This is a genomic window from Nesterenkonia sandarakina (genome assembly GCF_014138825.1).
Classification (GTDB): domain Bacteria; phylum Actinomycetota; class Actinomycetes; order Actinomycetales; family Micrococcaceae; genus Nesterenkonia; species Nesterenkonia sandarakina.
Window position 1 is genome coordinate 1,897,316 of the sequence record NZ_JACJIH010000001.1, and the last position, 15,952, is coordinate 1,913,267.

General features: G+C 68.0%; 14 protein-coding genes. 7 read left to right on the plus strand and 7 right to left on the minus strand.

Annotated elements, in window-relative coordinates; translation table 11 throughout:
• Positions 1-8 precede the first annotated feature (8 nt).
• Genes mnhG through HNR24_RS08570 form a run of 6 tightly spaced genes read right to left on the minus strand, consistent with a single transcriptional unit; the run spans position 9 to position 7,340 of the window.
• Positions 9-395 (minus strand): monovalent cation/H(+) antiporter subunit G, encoded by a 387-nt coding sequence (gene mnhG, locus HNR24_RS08545; protein WP_058888109.1) that lies wholly within the window; start codon positions 393-395, stop codon positions 9-11.
• On the minus strand, positions 388-975 hold the full coding sequence (locus HNR24_RS08550) for an MrpF/PhaF family protein (RefSeq protein WP_182495574.1): 588 nt from the start codon (positions 973-975) through the stop codon (positions 388-390). The genes mnhG and HNR24_RS08550 overlap by 8 nt, the downstream gene beginning before the upstream one ends.
• Positions 975-1,694, minus strand: coding sequence for a Na+/H+ antiporter subunit E (locus HNR24_RS08555; protein ID WP_182495575.1), 720 nt, complete (start codon positions 1,692-1,694; stop codon positions 975-977). The genes HNR24_RS08550 and HNR24_RS08555 overlap by 1 nt, the downstream gene beginning before the upstream one ends.
• Positions 1,694-3,424 (minus strand): Na+/H+ antiporter subunit D, encoded by a 1,731-nt coding sequence (locus HNR24_RS08560; RefSeq protein WP_179441559.1) that lies wholly within the window; start codon positions 3,422-3,424, stop codon positions 1,694-1,696. The genes HNR24_RS08555 and HNR24_RS08560 overlap by 1 nt, the downstream gene beginning before the upstream one ends.
• The gene (locus HNR24_RS08565; protein ID WP_182495576.1) at positions 3,424-4,272 is read right to left on the minus strand and encodes a Na(+)/H(+) antiporter subunit C; all 849 of its coding nucleotides are present in this window, start codon (positions 4,270-4,272) and stop codon (positions 3,424-3,426) included. The genes HNR24_RS08560 and HNR24_RS08565 overlap by 1 nt, the downstream gene beginning before the upstream one ends.
• Positions 4,269-7,340, minus strand: a complete 3,072-nt coding sequence (locus HNR24_RS08570) for a Na+/H+ antiporter subunit A (protein ID WP_182496141.1) — start codon at positions 7,338-7,340, stop codon at positions 4,269-4,271. Before HNR24_RS08570 ends, HNR24_RS08565 begins: the two co-directional genes overlap by 4 nt.
• A 119-nt stretch (positions 7,341-7,459) precedes the next feature.
• Between HNR24_RS08570 and HNR24_RS08575 the strand changes: the two genes are divergently transcribed.
• Positions 7,460-8,833: an MFS transporter gene (locus HNR24_RS08575; RefSeq protein ID WP_220477194.1), complete on the plus strand. Its 1,374-nt coding sequence runs from the start codon at positions 7,460-7,462 to the stop codon at positions 8,831-8,833.
• Positions 8,834-8,847: 14 nt separating this feature from the next.
• Here HNR24_RS08575 and dcd read toward each other — a convergent pair whose 3' ends face one another.
• On the minus strand, positions 8,848-9,426 hold the full coding sequence (dcd, locus tag HNR24_RS08580) for a dCTP deaminase (RefSeq protein WP_058888107.1): 579 nt from the start codon (positions 9,424-9,426) through the stop codon (positions 8,848-8,850).
• Between the two features lie 90 nt (positions 9,427-9,516).
• Here dcd and HNR24_RS08585 point away from each other — a divergent pair, with 90 nt between their 5' ends.
• The 6 genes from HNR24_RS08585 to HNR24_RS08610 all read left to right on the plus strand — a co-directional run bounded on the left by HNR24_RS08585 (position 9,517) and on the right by HNR24_RS08610 (position 15,881).
• Positions 9,517-9,975 carry an SseB family protein gene (locus HNR24_RS08585; protein WP_058888106.1) on the plus strand — a complete coding sequence of 153 codons (459 nt, stop codon included), beginning with the start codon at positions 9,517-9,519 and terminating at the stop codon, positions 9,973-9,975.
• An 89-nt stretch (positions 9,976-10,064) separates the two neighbouring features.
• Entirely contained in the window at positions 10,065-11,027 is a 963-nt protein-coding gene (locus HNR24_RS08590) for an AEC family transporter (protein WP_182495578.1), read from the plus strand.
• Positions 11,028-11,080: 53 nt separating this feature from the next.
• Positions 11,081-12,151, plus strand: coding sequence for a hypothetical protein (locus HNR24_RS08595; protein WP_058888104.1), 1,071 nt, complete (start codon positions 11,081-11,083; stop codon positions 12,149-12,151).
• 22 nt (positions 12,152-12,173) lie between these two features.
• Positions 12,174-14,741, plus strand: coding sequence for an HAD-IC family P-type ATPase (locus HNR24_RS08600; RefSeq protein WP_083504692.1), 2,568 nt, complete (start codon positions 12,174-12,176; stop codon positions 14,739-14,741).
• Positions 14,742-14,787: 46 nt separating this feature from the next.
• Positions 14,788-15,210, plus strand: a complete 423-nt coding sequence (panD, locus tag HNR24_RS08605) for an aspartate 1-decarboxylase (RefSeq protein WP_058888103.1) — start codon at positions 14,788-14,790, stop codon at positions 15,208-15,210.
• Positions 15,211-15,431: 221 nt separating this feature from the next.
• Positions 15,432-15,881, plus strand: a complete 450-nt coding sequence (locus tag HNR24_RS08610; protein ID WP_182495579.1) for a hypothetical protein — start codon at positions 15,432-15,434, stop codon at positions 15,879-15,881.
• The last annotated feature ends 71 nt before the right edge of the window (positions 15,882-15,952 follow it).

A 15,952-nucleotide genomic window follows, 5' to 3' on the forward strand; every position in this document is an offset into this window, starting at 1 on the left:
CCGGCGGCTCAGCCGCGGGAGGGTGGGATGTCCCGGCTGATCCGCTCCACTGCGCTGGCGAGCTCGTCGTGGGTGAGCAGGTCCCGGCGCATGTGTTTGGTGCGGTAGCCGGAGCGGCCCACCACATGCGCGCTGACCGGAGCGGTGAGCAGCTGCAGCCCCCAGGCCAGCAGCACGATCGCCACCCACTCCCAGGATCGCCAGGTGATGGCGGCGGCCAGCAACAGGGACAGCAGGCCGAGCACCTGCGGTTTGGTGGCGGCGTGCATCCGCGAGTGCAGGTCAGGCAGCCGGACCAGCCCGACGCCCGCGGCCAGGGACATCAGACCGCCGATGAGCAGCAGGACCGAGGCCACGGCGTCGAGGATCAGGTCCGTGTCGAGAGCGTCAAGCATCGTGCCCCTCCTGGGTCGAAGACCTGCCTGGGGTCCGGCCCGAGGCTGGATCAGCACCGGACTCGGCCTCGCCCGAGGTGCGCGCAGGAGGGGTCGGATCATCGTGCCGGCGCGGAGTGAACCCGGAGCGGGTCAGCGCGGAGAACCACGAGGTGGACTCGTCCTCGCCCTCCTCGGCTGCCAGGCCGGGCATCCGAGGCGTGCTCACCGGATCATGGGGGGCCTCCGGTTCGTTCTCCGCGGCGACACCCGGGATGGCCGGCGCGACCGGCGGGGCAGGGTATGGGTCCTGCTCAGGAGTCTGGCTCGCCACCTCCTCCGGAGAGCGCACGACCACGTAGCGGGCGATGGCCACGGCGCCGAGGAACCCGATCACGGCGGTGATCACGACGAACATGATGAAGTCCTGGTGGTCGTTGACCACCATGTCCAGGATCATCATCGAGGCCACGATGATGAGCATGACGTCCAGACTGATCACCCGGTCCAGCACGGAGGGGCCCTTATAGACCCGGTAGACGCTGCCGAGGGCGCCCACGGCGAGCAGGACCTGGGTGATGGGCACCGCGATCTCCAGCATCAGTGCTCCACCTCCTCGATCGTGGTCCGCTCGGACGGGACGGGGCCGCCGGGGGTCTGGGTCGCGGCGGAGTCCCAGGTGGAGCGTTCGGCATCCCGGTCAGCCGCGCGCGGAGCATCTCCGCGGTGGATGAACGGGGTGTCGCGCTCGGTCTTGGAGAAGCCGGACATCCTGCCCAGTCGCTTCTCCGCCTTGACCACCGCCACATCCGAGCGGTTCCCGCAGGTCAGGATGAGCAGCGCCTCGGTCTTCAGCGCGTCCTGGCGGATCTTCTCGGCGTCCTCGTCAGAGTTCACGTCCAAGGCGTGGAGGTAGAGCGTCGCCGTCGTCCGGTCCACGTCGAGGACCAACGAGCCTGGCACCAGGGCCAGGGCGTGCCCGGTGAGGGTGACGATCAGGTCATCGTGGCTGCGCAGCTGCACGGAGATGATCGAGTTCTTCACCCTGGGCCCGACGACGATCGCGATCCAGGACACCTGGAAGGAGGCCGCGACCATCTTCATCAGGAAGCGCACGGTGAACACCAGACCCCACAGCGGGTTGAGCCGTCCGCTGCCGCGCAGCGGGGGCAGATAGAACACCCGCACGATGATCGTGGCATAGACCACACCGATGATCAGCGTCCCAAGGGTGAAGTCCTGCCAGATGGCCATCCAGAAGAAGCCGAGGAACGCGATCAGCGGCAGCTCCAGCTTCAGCGGCGTCTTAGGTCTCTTCATCACTGATCATCCTCGTCTGTGATCTCCGGGACAACCTCGGCCTCTTCGTCATCGGGCTGCAGCGAGGTCTCCACGGGGGCGTGCTCGGCGGCGCCGTCGTCGTCGAGCTCATAGTCGATCAGGAAGGTGGCGGCGTAGTCCTGAAGCTCATCGCGGACGCCCTCGGTGCGCTCGGGTCCGAAGACCGCCTCCAGGTACGGGGTGCGCTCATACATGTCCTGGGCGGCGGCCCGCGAGAAGTCCATCAGGGGTCCGGCGAAGACGGTGAAGGCCAGCGACAGCGCCACCAGCGCCGCCGTGGGCGCCACCATGGACATCGGCAGGAAACGCTTGTTCGCGGCACGCGAGTGGGCCAGCGTCTTGGACATCAGCTGACGCTCCGGGGTCTCGTCGGCGTCCTCAGGCTTGCGCCAGAAGCCGCGGGTCCAGATCCTGGCCACCGCCATCAGGGTCAGCAGCGAGGTCACCACCGAGGCGATCACCAGCGTCCAGGTGATCCAGGTGTTCTCCGCGATCCCGCCCTGCATCATGCCCAGCTTGCCGACGAATCCGGAGAACGGCGGAATCCCGGCCAGGTTCATCGCCGGGATGAAGAACAGCAGCCCCAGCACCGGCGAGATCTTCGCCAGCCCGCCCAGGCGCAGCACGTTCGAGGTCCCCGAGCGGCGTTCGATCAGCCCCGTGACCAGGAACAAGGTGGTCTGGATGGTGATGTGGTGAGCCACGTAGTAGATGGTCGCGGCCATCCCGATGATCGAGCTCAGCGCCAGTCCGAAGACCAGATAGCCGATGTGGCTGATCAAGGTGAAGGAGAGCATCCGCTTGATGTCCGCCTGGGCCAGGGCCCCGAGGATGCCCACGATCATGGTCAGCGCCGCGACGATCATCAGCGCCGTGTTGATCCGCTCCCCCGGGAAGAGCAGCGTCTCGGTGCGGATGATCGCATAGATGCCCACCTTGGTGAGCAGGCCGGCGAACACCGCGGTGACCGGAGCCGGAGCCGTGGGGTAGGAGTCCGGCAGCCAGAAAGCCAGCGGGAAGACTGCCGCCTTGATGCCGAAGGCCACCAGCAGCATCACGTGCAGGGTCAGCTGCATGCTCGGGTCGAGATCGCCCAGCTTCAGCGCCAGATCGGCCAAGTTCACGGTGCCGGTGGCGGCGTAGATCATCCCGATGGTGATCAGGAACAGCATCGAGGAGACGATCGAGACCACCACATAGGTCACGCCCGCGCGGATCCGAGACTCACCTCCGCCCAGGGTCAGCAGCACATAGGAGGCGGTCAGGAAGATCTCGAAGCCCACATAGAGGTTGAACAGGTCACCGGCGAGGAAGGCGTTCGAGACCCCGGCGACCAGGATCAGATAGGTGGGATAGAAGATCGAGACCGGACCGGAGTCGTCCTTCTCCTCCGCGGCGCCCTGGCCCACCGCGTAGAGCAGCACGCACAGGGTGATGATCGAAGAGACCAGCAGCATCAGCGCCGCGAACCGGTCGATGACCATCACGATGCCGAACGGTGCGGGCCAGCCGGCCAGGTGGATGGCGTGGGCACCGCCGTTCCAGACCTGGCTGAGCAGCGTGATCTCCAGGATCACAGTGATCACCAGCGCTCCGATGGTGATCGCGCGCTGGGCAGACTTGCTGCGGTAGAAGGCGAAGGCGAATCCGGCGCCGAAGAACGGGACCAGCACGGCCAGGGGTGTGAAGCTGAGCAGCTCGGCGTTCATCAGCGCTGACCTCCTTCGCTCGGGTCCGGGCCATCATGGGGATCGGTGGCCTGGGTCTCAGGAGGGGCCCCGCCGGCCTCAGGGTCCTCGGTGGGGTCGGCGTCCTCGGTGGGATCGGCGTCGGGCTCGACAGCGGCCTTCCGCGGCGGGCCGTCGGCGCGTCCGGCGCCGAGGGTGACATCGAGCTGATCAGGGTGCGTCCCGGCGTCGCGCACCGCATCGGTCGCATCGGCGGCCTCCGTGGTGTCGCTGACCTCAGTGGTGTTGCTGGCCTCAGTGGTGTTGCTGGCCTCCGTGGTGTCGCTGGCCTCAGTGGCCTGCGTGGTTCTGATGGCCCCTGCGGCTCTTGTGGCCCCCGTGGTCTCGGTGGCCTCGGCGGCGTCTGATCCGCGGCGCGGGTTGAGCAGCTGTCGGCCCGCGGCATCGGTCTCGTCGGTGAACTCGGTGGTCTCGGTGGCCAGCTCGGCGTCCTCCTCCACGTCGTGGACGTTGGCGTAGGAGGCGATGCGCCGGTCCTCCTCGTCATCGGCGAGCTCGTCCTGACGCGCCAACACCCAGGACCGGTAGATCAGCGCCAGCATGATGCTGACCAGGGCGAAGGCGATCACGATGGCGGTGAGCAGCAGCGCCTGAGGCAGCGGGTCGAGGTATTCCTCGGCGGCGATCTCAGGATCGTAGATCGGGGCCAGGCCGGCGCGGCCGGCGGTGTGCAGCAGCAGCAGGTTCACCCCGTTGGAGATCAGGATGATCCCCAGCAGCACCCGGGTCAGGGAACGTTCCAGGAGCAGGTAGATGCCGATGGCGAAGAGCGCGCCCATGAGCACCAGCAGCGTCAGGTTGATGGTCATCGTGCCACCCCCGCGGAGGTCTCGCCGTGGATGCCGTGGGCGGTGGTGGACGCACGCTGACCTTCACGTTCGCTGCGCACATCGATCTCCGAGCCCAGGCTGCGCAGGATGTCCACGATCAGGCCGATCACGACCAGGTAGACCCCGACGTCGAAGAGGATCGCGGAGACGAAGTGGTGCTCGCCGAGGATCGGGAGCGTGAGGTAGAAGTCGAAGGACTGGAAGGCCTGTCCACCGGCGATCAGCGGGGCCAGTCCGGTGAAGCAGGCGATCGCCAGGCCCCAGCCCATCAGGGCGCCGGCGGAGAACGGGATCGCAGCCTCCAGCTCGTAGCGTCCACCCGCCAGGTAGCGCAGCACGAAGGCCAGTCCCGCGAGCAGTCCGCCGGCGAACCCGCCGCCGGGCAGGTTGTGCCCGGCCAGCAGCAGGTAGAGCGAGATCATGATGATCCCGTGGAACATCAGTCGAGTGATCACCTCGAAGACGATGCTGCGATGCTCCGGGGCCACGGTGCGCCCGGCCACCAGCCACGCCTCCCGCGCCACGGTGGCGAAGGAGCGGGCCACCTTGATTTCGCGGACCTGACGCGGGGAGAGCGCCTTGTCCGAGAGCACCCGCCCGACGGAGCCGCTGGGCACCTCGTGGAGCTCGCGGCGCTGCACATCACGGCGCTTGACGAAGATCAGCGAGGCGACGCCGGTGGCCGCGGCGGCGAGCACGGTGATCTCACCGAAGGTGTCCCAGACGCGCAGGTCCACCAGGGTGACGTTGACGATGTTCGCACCCTGCCCGACCTCGTAGGCCATCCAGGGGTACTCCACCGAGACCGGTTCCGCGGTGCGGGCGTTCATCGACATCACCGCCACGGCCATCATGACCAGACCGAAGCCGACGCCCAGAGCGGCCCGGCCGAACTTGAACCGGGTGGGGCTCTGGGTCCAGATCCCGGCCGGCAGGCTGCGCAGCGCGAGCACGAAGACCACCAGGACGATCGACTCCACCAGCAGCAGGGTCAGGGCCAGGTCTGGGGCACCCTGCAGCGCGAAGATCCCGGCGATCCCCCAGCCGCACAGCGAGACCATCAGCACCGCCATGAAACGCTTCGGCGCCCAGATCGCGCCGCTGGCTCCGGCGAGGATGACCAGCGCCAGGACCACCTGCAGCGGCTGCTCCGCGATGATGTAGGAATCCAGCGCCCAACGGTCGGTGACCCCGGACCCACCGGGGGCGCCGAAGATGACCACCGAGAGCGGCACCAGGGTCGCCACGGCCAGGATGATGAACAGGTACCAGCCCAGCGCGCCGCGCTGGGTGCGGGCCGTGACCCAGGAGGAGAGCATGTCCACTCCACGCACGGTGGCGCGGTAGCCGCGCTCGGCGTCGAACACCGGGGACACCTTGGCCTGCCACCGGGCGAAGGGCTCCCGGGCACGGAAGAGCAGATAGCCCAGGACCCAGGTCAGCACGGAGAGCCCCAGCACCGGGGTCAGTCCGTGCCAGAGCGCGAGGTAGGTCGGCTCGACCTCCGGAGCCACCGGGTCGAACAGCGTGGAGAACGGTTCGACCAGCGCCTGCACCGGCTGCGGGAGAAGGGCGAGGACCAGTGTGGCGCTGGCGAGAATCATCGGGGCAGCCAGGAAGACGAGGGGCACCGGACCCTTGAAGACGGTCGGCGGCACCGTCGCACCGGAGGGCTCCCGCTTCGTCGCGAAGGCTCCCCAGAGGAAGCGGGCGGAGTACGCCACGGTCAGCGCCGAGCCCAGCACGACCCCGATCAGCACCAGCCAGCCCCAGGGCAGCACCGAGCCGGCGGCGGTGATCTCGGCGTAGCTGAAGAACGACTCGAAGACAACCTCTTTGGCCACGAAGCCGAAGAGCGGAGGGAGCCCTGCCATAGACGCGGTGCTGATCAGCGCGACGATGAACAGCGGCCGCTGGGTCCGCGCCAGCCCGGAGAGGCGGCGCAGATCACGAGTCCCGGACTGGTGGTCGATGATCCCGACCACCATGAACAGCGCCGCCTTGAACAGCCCGTGGGCCAGCAGCATGGCCAGTCCGGCGAGCGCCGCGTCTTCGGTGCCCAGCCCGTTGACCATGATCAGGAAGCCCAGCTGAGAGACCGTGCCATAGGCCAGCACCAGCTTGATGTCCGTCTGGCGCAGCGCCCGCCAGGCCCCGACCAGCATGGTCAGCAGCCCCAGGCCCAGCACCAGCGGCAGCCAGTAGCTGGTCTCGGAGAAGCCCGGAGCGAAGCGGGCCACCAGGTAGACCCCGGCCTTGACCATGGCGGCGGCATGCAGGTAGGCGGAGACCGGGGTCGGTGCCGCCATCGCGGCGGGCAGCCAGAAGTGGAACGGCACCAGGGCTGATTTGGAGAGGGCGCCCAGCAGGACGAGGGCCACTGCGATGTCCACGGCGGTCGCCGTCGTCGGGTCGGAGACCAATTCCGGGGCGGCGGCGAGGATCTCGGAGAGCCGGTAGCTACCGGTCAGCTGACCCAGCCAGAGCAGTCCCACCAGCATCGCCAGGCCGCCGAAGGTGGTCACCAGGAGTGCCTGGATGGCGGAGCGGCGGGCATAGATCCGGTGTGCCGAGAAGCCGATCAGCAGGAAGGACAGGATCGTGGTGAGCTCCCAGAACACGAAGAGCATCACCAGGTCATCGGAGAGCACCAGGCCGAGCATCGAGGCGGCGAAGGCGAAGAGCTGCGCCGCGAACGGGCCGGCGGCGCGCTCCGTGGCGGAGAAGTAGCGCGCGCAGTAGAGCATCACCAGGGCGCCCACGCCGAGGATCAGCACCGACATGGCCAGCGCGAGGGCGTCCATGCGGAAGGCCAGTTCCACGCCGAACTGCGGGATCCACTCGATGACTTCGGCCGGGGGAGCATTCGGCGCGCCGATGCCGGCCGCCTGGTCTGCCTCGAGCACCGTGGGGATGTAGCCGAGGATCAGGATCGTGGCTGCACCCAGGACCGCGGCGAGGAAGAAGAAGGTGCGGCGGCCGAAGCGGTGGAAGAGGAATGGGGTCAGGACGCTAAGCGCGAACAGCGCCGTCAGCATCCAAATGATCACGTACCCCGCTCCTCTCCAGTCATCAACTCCTCGCGCGCCCGACTGCGAGTCCCTGAAAACAAGGTTCTGCGGCGGCAATCCTCTCTATGTTAACAAACCAGGGTTACTATGCCGCAATGAGCACCACTGAGCCCGCCGCGGCCGCTGTCCTGGAGCCGTTGAAGAAGCGGCTGATCGCGGTCTGGAGCCTGTGGAGCTGGGGCAACGCCACAGTCAGCGCGGTCATGGTGACCTTCGTCTTCGGCACCTACATCGCCGACGCGGTGGGGCCCGGGGGTCAGGGCACGCAGTACCTGACCACGGCGAACACCATCGCCGGGCTGATCATCGCGCTCACCGCCCCGGTGATCGGGCAGCGCGCGGACAACGGCGGGCAACGACGACGCTGGCTCGCCCTCAACACGCTGATCGTCGTGGCGCTGGTCGCCGCATGCTTCTTCGTGAAGCCGGATCAGGCCTACCTGGTCCTCGGGGTGACGCTGATGGCCACGATGACGCTCTTCGACGAGTTCGCGAACCTGAACTACAACTCGATGATCACCGACATCGCGGACTCCCCGCGGATGGGTCGGGTCTCGGGGGTCGGCTGGGGCTCGGGCTATCTGGGTGGCATCGTGATCTTGGCCATCGTGTACTTCGGACTGGTCGCTGGGGAGCCGCCGCACCTGTTCGGCCTCGGCGAGGACGAGATGGTCAATGTCCGGGCCGTGGCGCTGGTGGCCGCCGCCTGGTTCCTGATCTTCTCGCTGCCGCTGCTGCTGACCCCGCTGAAGACCGCAGACCAGGAGGTCGTCCAGGAGCGGGTCAGCATCCTGGAGTCCTACCGCCGACTCCTGGGACTGATCCTCGGGCTCTGGCGCGAGGACCGGAACACCTTCTGGTTCCTGGTGTCCTCGGCGATCTACCGCGACGGGCTCTCCGCGGTGTTCACCTACGGCGCGATCCTCGGCGTCACCGTCTTCGGATTCACCACCTCAGACATCCTGCTCTTCGGCATCGCCGGGAATGTGGCGGCGGCGCTGGGGGCGTTCATCGGCGGCTGGTTCGATGACCGGGTCGGTCCGCGTCGGGTGATCGCCACCTGCGTGATCGCGCTGATCCTGACCGCCGGTCTGCTGTACTTCCTCGACGTCGAGCGCAGCCTGGGCGGGTTCGTGATCACCCCGACCGGAGCCTTCTGGGTCTTCGGGCTGATGCTGTGCGTGTTCGTCGGGCCGGCGCAGTCATCCTCCCGGGCCTTCCTCGCCCGGCTGGCCCCGCCCAGCCGGGCCGGAGAGCTCTTCGGCCTCTACGCCACGGCGGGACGCAGCGTGTCCTTCCTGACCCCCGGACTGATCGCGCTGCTGCTCTTCAGCGCCGGCGGCAGCGACAAGGCGATCATCCTCGGGGTGGTGGTGATCCTGAGCATCGGGCTGGCCACCCTGGCGCTGGTGCACAATCCCACCGGGCCGGCAAAGATGCGCGAGCACCGGGTGCTCAGCCGCAGCTGACCCGGGTCAGCGGATCAGCGGATGATCGTGCGGTGGAAGTTCGCGTGGCTGCGTGAGGCGGTGGGGCCACGCTGTCCCTGGTAGCGCGACTGGTGCACCCCGGCCCCGTAGCCGTACTCGGCCGGGGAGGTCAGCCGGAAGAAGCAGAGCTGCCCGATCTTCGAGCCCGGCCACAGCTTGATCGGCAGCGTGGCCATGTTGGAGAGCTCCAGCGTGACCTGCCCGGAGAAGCCGGGGTCGATGAAGCCCGCCGTGGAATGGGTGAGCAGCCCCAGTCGACCCAGTGAGCTCTTCCCCTCAAGGCGTGCTGCGACGTCGTCGGGGAGGGTCACCGACTCATAGGTGGCACCGAGCACGAACTCCCCGGGATGCAGGATGAAGGGCTCCTCCGGGTCCACCTCCACCAGCCGGGTCAGCTCCGGCTGGTCTGCGGCCGGGTCGATATGGGCGTATTTGTGGTTGTCGAAGAGCCGGAACATGCGCTCCAGGCGCACATCGACGCTGGAGGGTTGGATCATCGAGAGCTCCAGCGGGTCCAGGGTGATCCGCTCGGCGTCGATCTCGGCTCGGATGTCTCGATCAGATAGCAGCACCCGCCCAAAATACCCCAGCTCCCCGGTGCTGGAGGATCAGACGGGCCCGCTCGCATTGCATTCTGCGCGCGTCCGTGATCGCGTAGAGACATGACCGAGACTCCTGAAACTCAGCCCGAGCAGACCACCGCCACCGATGTGCCGACCGGCTCCGCCGCCACCCTCGAGCAGGTCCTGATCGAAGGCAAGGACGGCAAGGCCCAGGCCGGAGAGATCATCCGGACCTTCCTGACCAGCAGCGTCTTCTTCCTCAGCCCCGAGGAGGTCAACGACGAGACCGGTTCGGTGAACCCGCTCACCCTGCAGGACAACGAGGGCAACCCGCTGATCGCGCTGTTCAGCACCACCGAGAACATCCCGGATGACTACAAGGAGCACGCCCCGCACGCCGTGGAGGCCCCCGGGGTCGCCATCGTGCAGTCCATCACCGGAGCCGGCGTGATGATCGACGCCGGCCAGGAGCATGGCTTCCAGATCTCCGCAGAAGGCGTGGAGCGGATCCGCACCGACTTCATCAGCCCCGCCGAGGACGCCGAAGCCCAGTCATGAGCTGATCCGCGCGTCGCAGCGGCAGGCCCGGGGCCCCACCGGGGCTAGAGTGTTGAGCTGAATCTGCTGCGAAGACGGGGAGGAGTGTCATGGGCGCGGTCCTCTCCGGCTTCACCATCATCTGGCTGATCATCGCGGTCGGCTGGATCATCGGCAGGTTCGGGGTCCTGGGTCCCGACGCACGGGTGGCGCTGAGCCGGGTCGCGTTCTTCGTGGCCTCGCCCTGCCTGCTCTTCGTCACCATCTCCGAATCCTCGTTGCGCGCGGTGCTGGGACCGCAGTTCCTGATCGCCACCCTCGGCGCGCTGAGCACCTTGCTGGCCTTCGTGCTGATCGGACGGTTCCTGCTGCTGAAGTCGCGGCCCGGCTCCGACCTGATGATCGGCGGCATGAGCGGGTCCCTGGTCAACGGCGCGAACCTCGGATTCCCGATCGCGGCCTATGTGCTCGGTGATGTGGCGCTGGCCGCGCCGATCATCATGTTCCAGCTGGCGATCTACACCCCGATCTACGTCACCGCGCTGGACCTGCTGACCCGCGACCAGGGTTCCATGCCGAAGGTCCGCCCGCACCCACGGATCTCCGTGCTGCGCAGTCTGGGACAGTCGGCGGTGAACCCGATGATCATCGGAGCCACACTGGGCCTGCTCTTCTCCTGGCAGCAACTGAGCTTCCCCACCCCGGTGCAGGAAGCCATCGAACTCCTCGCCGGAGCCTCGATCCCGCTGATGCTGCTGGCCTTCGGCCTCTCCCTGGTGGGCAGCCGCCCCCTGGACAAGGCCACAGGCCGGCGTCGTGACGTGTTCCTCGCGGCGGGACTGAAACTCATCCTGCACCCGGTCCTGGCCTGGCTGCTGGCCGCGGTCGTCTTCGGCCTCGACGACCACCAGGTGCTCGTCGCGGTGGTCATGGCAGCGCTGCCCACGGCGCAGAACGTGCTGGTCACCGCCGTGCGCTACCAGGCCGGTGAGGTCATCGCCCGCGACACCGTGCTGCTGACCACCATCGCGGCGATTCCCACCGTGGTGCTCGTCGCCGCCCTGCTGGGCTGAGCGCAGCGTCCCGAGGCTCGGGATGCCACACCGGTCGTTGCTACGCTGAACCCATGTCGCAGGCCCATCACTCCGCCCCGCCTCCCCCGCCGGAGGCTCCGGGACGTCCATCCGCGCACCGCGGACTGCTGGTGGCCTGGTCCGCCGCACTGGTGATGGCGCTGATCGCCGGAGGGGTCGCCATCTGGCAGGTCAGCGAACGGATCTACACGCCGGGCCAGACCGCCGAAGAGTACTGGGACTCCATCACCCGGGGCAGCGGCTCCGAGGCCCTGGGCTTCTTCGACCCCTCCGTGCTGGAGGCGACGCAGGACGAGGACGTGGACAGCCTGCTGCTCGACGGTGAGCCGCTCGCGCGCAGCACCGCCGGGATCGAGAACGCCCGATTCGGCGAGGACCTCGAGCATCAGGGACGTGCGCTGATGCAGTTCGACGCCGCGGGCGAGAGCTTCGAGACCCAGCTGCCGATGACGGTGAGGCAGAGCACGCTGGGAGTCTTCGATGACTGGGAGCTCAGCGCGGCCGCGATGACCCAGATGCAGATCGACGTGCCCGGCGCCGCGGCGGGCGGCATCGCTGCGATCACCGTCAACGGGGAACCGGTGAACCTTCAGGAGGACTCCGCGACGCTGCGCAGCTATGTCCCGGCCGTGGTGGAGACCGCCGTGGAGAGCGAATGGCTGGTCGGGAGCAGCCGGTATGTGGTGGTCCAGGACGCCGCCGAGCAGGGCGAGAGCCGGACACATCAGATCGAGCTGGAGCTGGAGGCCTCCGAGGCTGCCCAAGAGCTGCTCCACGAGGAGGTCCAGGCCTATCTGGCCTCCTGCGCGGAGCAGCAGGTGCTGATGCCCGCCGGCTGCCCCATGGGCATCAACACCCCCAATCAGGTGGCCACAGAGTCGATCAGCTGGCAGATGCCGGACCCCGAGGAGCTCACCCTCGACTTCGACGATCAGGGATGGCAGATCACGGGGACCGAGATGCAGGCCACGATCCGGTTCGACTCGCGGCACTTCCACGACGGGGCGAGCCTTCAGGAGAGCCACCAGGTGAACTTCGCGCTTGACGTCGAAGTCGGTGCCAGCGGCGAGGAGCTGATCGTCGCGGTCTCCGGATCCGATTGACCCACCGGTAGACTCTCCCCCTGTGGCTGCCCAGAAGACTGCGATCCGCGACGCAGCGGAGACCCGGTCTGCCGTGGACCCCGAGGTTCTTGAAGCCGATGGGCTGAGCTCGGTCCAGGTGCTGGAGCGGCACCGGCTGGGACTGGACAACGTCCAGCCGCGGACCACCTCGCGCTCGGTCACCGATATTCTGCGCACCCACCTGATGACGCTGTTCAACCTGATCATCGGGATCTGCGCGCTGGCCATCATCGTGCTGGGACGCTGGCTCGACCTGCTCTTCGCCGTCGCCGCGGTGGCCAACGTCTTCATCGGGCTCTTCCAGGAGTACAGCGCCAAGCGCAAACTCGATGCGATCGCGCTGCTGCATCAGGACCAGGTCCGGGTGCTGCGCGACGGCATGCTCCTGGAGGTCCACCGGGAGCAGATCGTGTTGGACGACGTCGTCGAGCTGCGCCGCGGCGATGAGGTCCCCGCCGATGGTGCGGTGCTGCGCTCCGAGGGACTCGACGTGGACGAATCCATGCTCACCGGGGAATCCGACGCCGTGGCCAAACGCCGCGATGACCGCCTGCTTTCCGGGACCGCCGTCGTCGCCGGCTCCGGACGGTTCCGGGTGACCGCGGTCGGCGAACGGGCCCATGCGGTGAAGCTGGCCACCGAGGCCAAGCAGTACCAGAAGATCAACTCCGAGCTGCGCCGAGCCATGGAGAGGATCGCCTTCTGGCTCTCGCTGGTGCTGCTGCCCATCGTTGCGGTGGTGCTCAACGGGCAGATGCAGGCCTTCGGCGGCTGGGGCAGCGCCTGGGACACCGGGCAGTGGCGCGACGCCGTCCTCACCTCGGTCTCCTCGGTGACCGCGATGATCCCGCAGGGGCTGGCGCTGATGACCACCATCGCCTTCGCCGTGGCCGCGGTGAGTCTCTCCAAGGAGAACGTGCTGCTGCAGGAACAGCCGGCCGTGGAGATCCTGGCCCGCGTGGACGTGGTCTGCCTGGACAAGACCGGCACCCTCACCGATGGCACCATCGCCTTCCACGGCGCCACCGCGCTGAGCCCGCAGGGACTCCCCGCGGTCCGGCGTCGGGACCCCCGGTCCACCGCGCTGGAGGGCACCGAGGAATGGGAACAGGTGTTGGCGTTCTTCGGTGCCGACGAGCGCGCCAATGCCACTGCGGCGGCGCTGCGCGCACCGTATACCGCGCTGCCCCGGCACCGAGCGGCCAGCCAGGTCCAGTTCTCCTCGGCTCGACGCTTCTCCGCGGTCAGCTTCGCCCAGGACGCCGGCGGTCTTGCCGGGCACTGGGTGCTCGGCGCCCCGGAGATCCTGCGTGGCGAGGCCACCGACGCCCAGGTGCAGACCGAGGCGCTGCTGCGCCGCACCGATGAGCTCTCCAGCCAGGGGCTGCGCACGATGCTGCTGGCCCACGCCCCGCTGGAAGCTCCCCTGCCGGCAGAAGGGACCGGTCCGCTGGGGCGCGGGCACCGACTCCCCGAGGCCATGGTCCCGGTGGCGCTGCTGACCTTCAAAGAGAACGTCCGCCCCGAGGCGCACGCCACGTTGGAGTACTTCCGGGAGCAGAACATCGCCCTGAAGGTGATCTCCGGAGACTCCCCCAAGACCGCGGCCGCCGTGGCCCGTGAGGTGGGGATGGTCGTGGAGGGCGACGCCGTGGACGCCTCGACGCTGCCCGAGGATCCTGCGGCGCTGCGCGAGGTCCTGGAGCACCATGGCGTGTTCGGCCGGGTCTCCCCGGAGCAGAAGCGCACCATGGTGGAGGCGCTGAAGGCCGCCGGGCACGTGGTCGCGATGACCGGGGACGGGGTCAACGACGCGCTGGCCATGAAGAAGGCAGACCTGGGGATCGCCATGGGCGACGGCGCACCTGCCACCAAGGCGGTCTCCCGGATGGTGCTGCTGGACGGGCGCTTCGACCGGCTCCCCTCGGTGCTGGAGCAGGGCCGCAAGGTCATTGCGAACACCGAGCGGGTGGCGCATCTGTTCCTGTCCAAGACTGCCTACGCGATCCTGCTCGGGCTCATCTATGGGCTGCTCTTCTGGGAGTTCCCCTTCCTGCCCCGGCAGTTCTCCACCGTGGACTTCCTGATGATCGGCTTCCCCGCCTTCTTCCTGGCGCTGATGCCCAATCCGCGACGCTACCGCCCCGGGTTCCTGCGCCGCTCGATGCTCTTCTCCGTTCCGACGGCGATCGCGATCGTGCTCGCAGTGGTCACGGTCAGCGCATTCGGCCGCTACCTGCAGGAACCCTCCGCAGCCATCCAGACGGCGGCGACGCTGTGCCTGACCGCGGTGGGACTCTGGGTGCTCAACGTCGCCCTGCGCCCGCTGACCTTGCCTCGAATCGCGCTGATCGCGATGATGTACCTGCTGCTGGGCGCGGTGCTGCTGGTCCCGATCTCCCAGCAGTATCACCTCTTCGCGATGCCCTCCGCCGAGCTGCTGGCGGCCGCCTTCGTCGCCAGCATCCTGGGCTGCGGCCTGGTCGAGGTCGGCAGCCGAGCGGTCACGGCGCTGACCAGCCGGCGAGCGGCATCCGGGAATACCGGTCCTGCTGCGGACGCTGGATAATGAAGCACGTGATGAGCACCCGACCTTCTTCGAAAGTGAGCCGAACATGCTGAGGACCGTCATGGGCGGAAAGATCCACCGCGCCACCGTGACCCACGCGGACCTGCACTATGTCGGATCCATCACCGTGGATGCCGAGCTGCTCGACGCCGCCGGAATCGTGGAGGGCGAGAAGGTCCAGGTGGTCGACATCACCAACGGAGCGCGCCTGGAGACCTACACCATCGCCGGACCACGCGGCTCCAGAGTCATCGGCATCAACGGCGCCGCCGCGCACCTGGTGCATCCCGGGGATCTGGTCATCCTGATCTCCTACGTGGTCGTGGACGCCATCGAGCTCTCCGCGCATCAGCCCCAGGTGGTCCACGTGGACACCGAGAACCGCATCGTGGAGCTCGGCCACGACCCGGCGCAGCCCGTGCCCGGCGCAGTGGATCAGCTGGACCCGCGCACCGCAGTGCTCACCTGAGCCGCAGATACCACCTGAACCGCAGAGACCAGGGATCCGCCTCATCCGGGCGCCATCGACGAGAAGCCATCCGGCGCTGTTGAGCCCCGCAGGGGTCAGCCCGTGGTGGAATCAGGCCCGATCAGGGGTCATGGCCGTGACATCGGCCGGCAAAGCAGACTAAGTTCTAGAGGGACTCGTGCCACACGAGAGACTCATCCACCGTCAGAACGGAGTTGACCATGCGACTGTTCACACTGGGCGCCGGCGTTGCCATCGGCTACATCATCGGCAGCAAGCGCGGCAAGGCAGAATTCGAACGGAGCCTCAACGCCGTGAAGAAGAGCGCCGCCGAGACCTGGAAGGACCCCAAGGTCCAGGAGACGGTCACCAAGGCAGGAGAGACCGCCAAGCAGTACGTCTCCACCGTCACCGACTCGGTCAAGAAGCAGGCCAACGACGCCGCGTCACCGGTCACCGACAAGGCCGTGGAGGCCGCCGCACTGGCCGAGGACGCCGTGAAGAAGGCCGGCAGCGGGGCTGAGAAGCTGGTCGATCAGGCAGCCGAGAAGGTCGAGAAGCAGGCCGACGCCGCGGATAAGAAGGCCCGCGAGTCTTCCAACGGCACCTCGGGCTCCTCCGCCTCCTCAGGCAGCGCCGGGTCCTCCACCAAGCCCGCTGGATCCGCCTGACTCTTCGCGCACACGCCGCACCGGCCGTGGGACCAGCCCTGGAATGGGGCGGGCCCACGGCCGACCTATAT

Coding starts and splice junctions, on each gene's coding strand:
- mnhG (WP_058888109.1), bottom strand. CDS start 395: ATGCTTGACGCTCTCGACACGGACCTGATCCTCGACGCCGTGGCCTCG.
- HNR24_RS08550 (WP_182495574.1), bottom strand. CDS start 975: ATGCTGGAGATCGCGGTGCCCATCACCCAGGTCCTGCTCGCCGTGGGC.
- HNR24_RS08555 (WP_182495575.1), bottom strand. CDS start 1,694: ATGAAGAGACCTAAGACGCCGCTGAAGCTGGAGCTGCCGCTGATCGCG.
- HNR24_RS08560 (WP_179441559.1), bottom strand. CDS start 3,424: ATGAACGCCGAGCTGCTCAGCTTCACACCCCTGGCCGTGCTGGTCCCG.
- HNR24_RS08565 (WP_182495576.1), bottom strand. CDS start 4,272: ATGACCATCAACCTGACGCTGCTGGTGCTCATGGGCGCGCTCTTCGCC.
- HNR24_RS08575 (WP_220477194.1), top strand. CDS start 7,460: ATGAGCACCACTGAGCCCGCCGCGGCCGCTGTCCTGGAGCCGTTGAAG.
- HNR24_RS08585 (WP_058888106.1), top strand. CDS start 9,517: ATGACCGAGACTCCTGAAACTCAGCCCGAGCAGACCACCGCCACCGAT.
- HNR24_RS08590 (WP_182495578.1), top strand. CDS start 10,065: ATGGGCGCGGTCCTCTCCGGCTTCACCATCATCTGGCTGATCATCGCG.
- HNR24_RS08595 (WP_058888104.1), top strand. CDS start 11,081: ATGTCGCAGGCCCATCACTCCGCCCCGCCTCCCCCGCCGGAGGCTCCG.
- panD (WP_058888103.1), top strand. CDS start 14,788: ATGCTGAGGACCGTCATGGGCGGAAAGATCCACCGCGCCACCGTGACC.
- HNR24_RS08610 (WP_182495579.1), top strand. CDS start 15,432: ATGCGACTGTTCACACTGGGCGCCGGCGTTGCCATCGGCTACATCATC.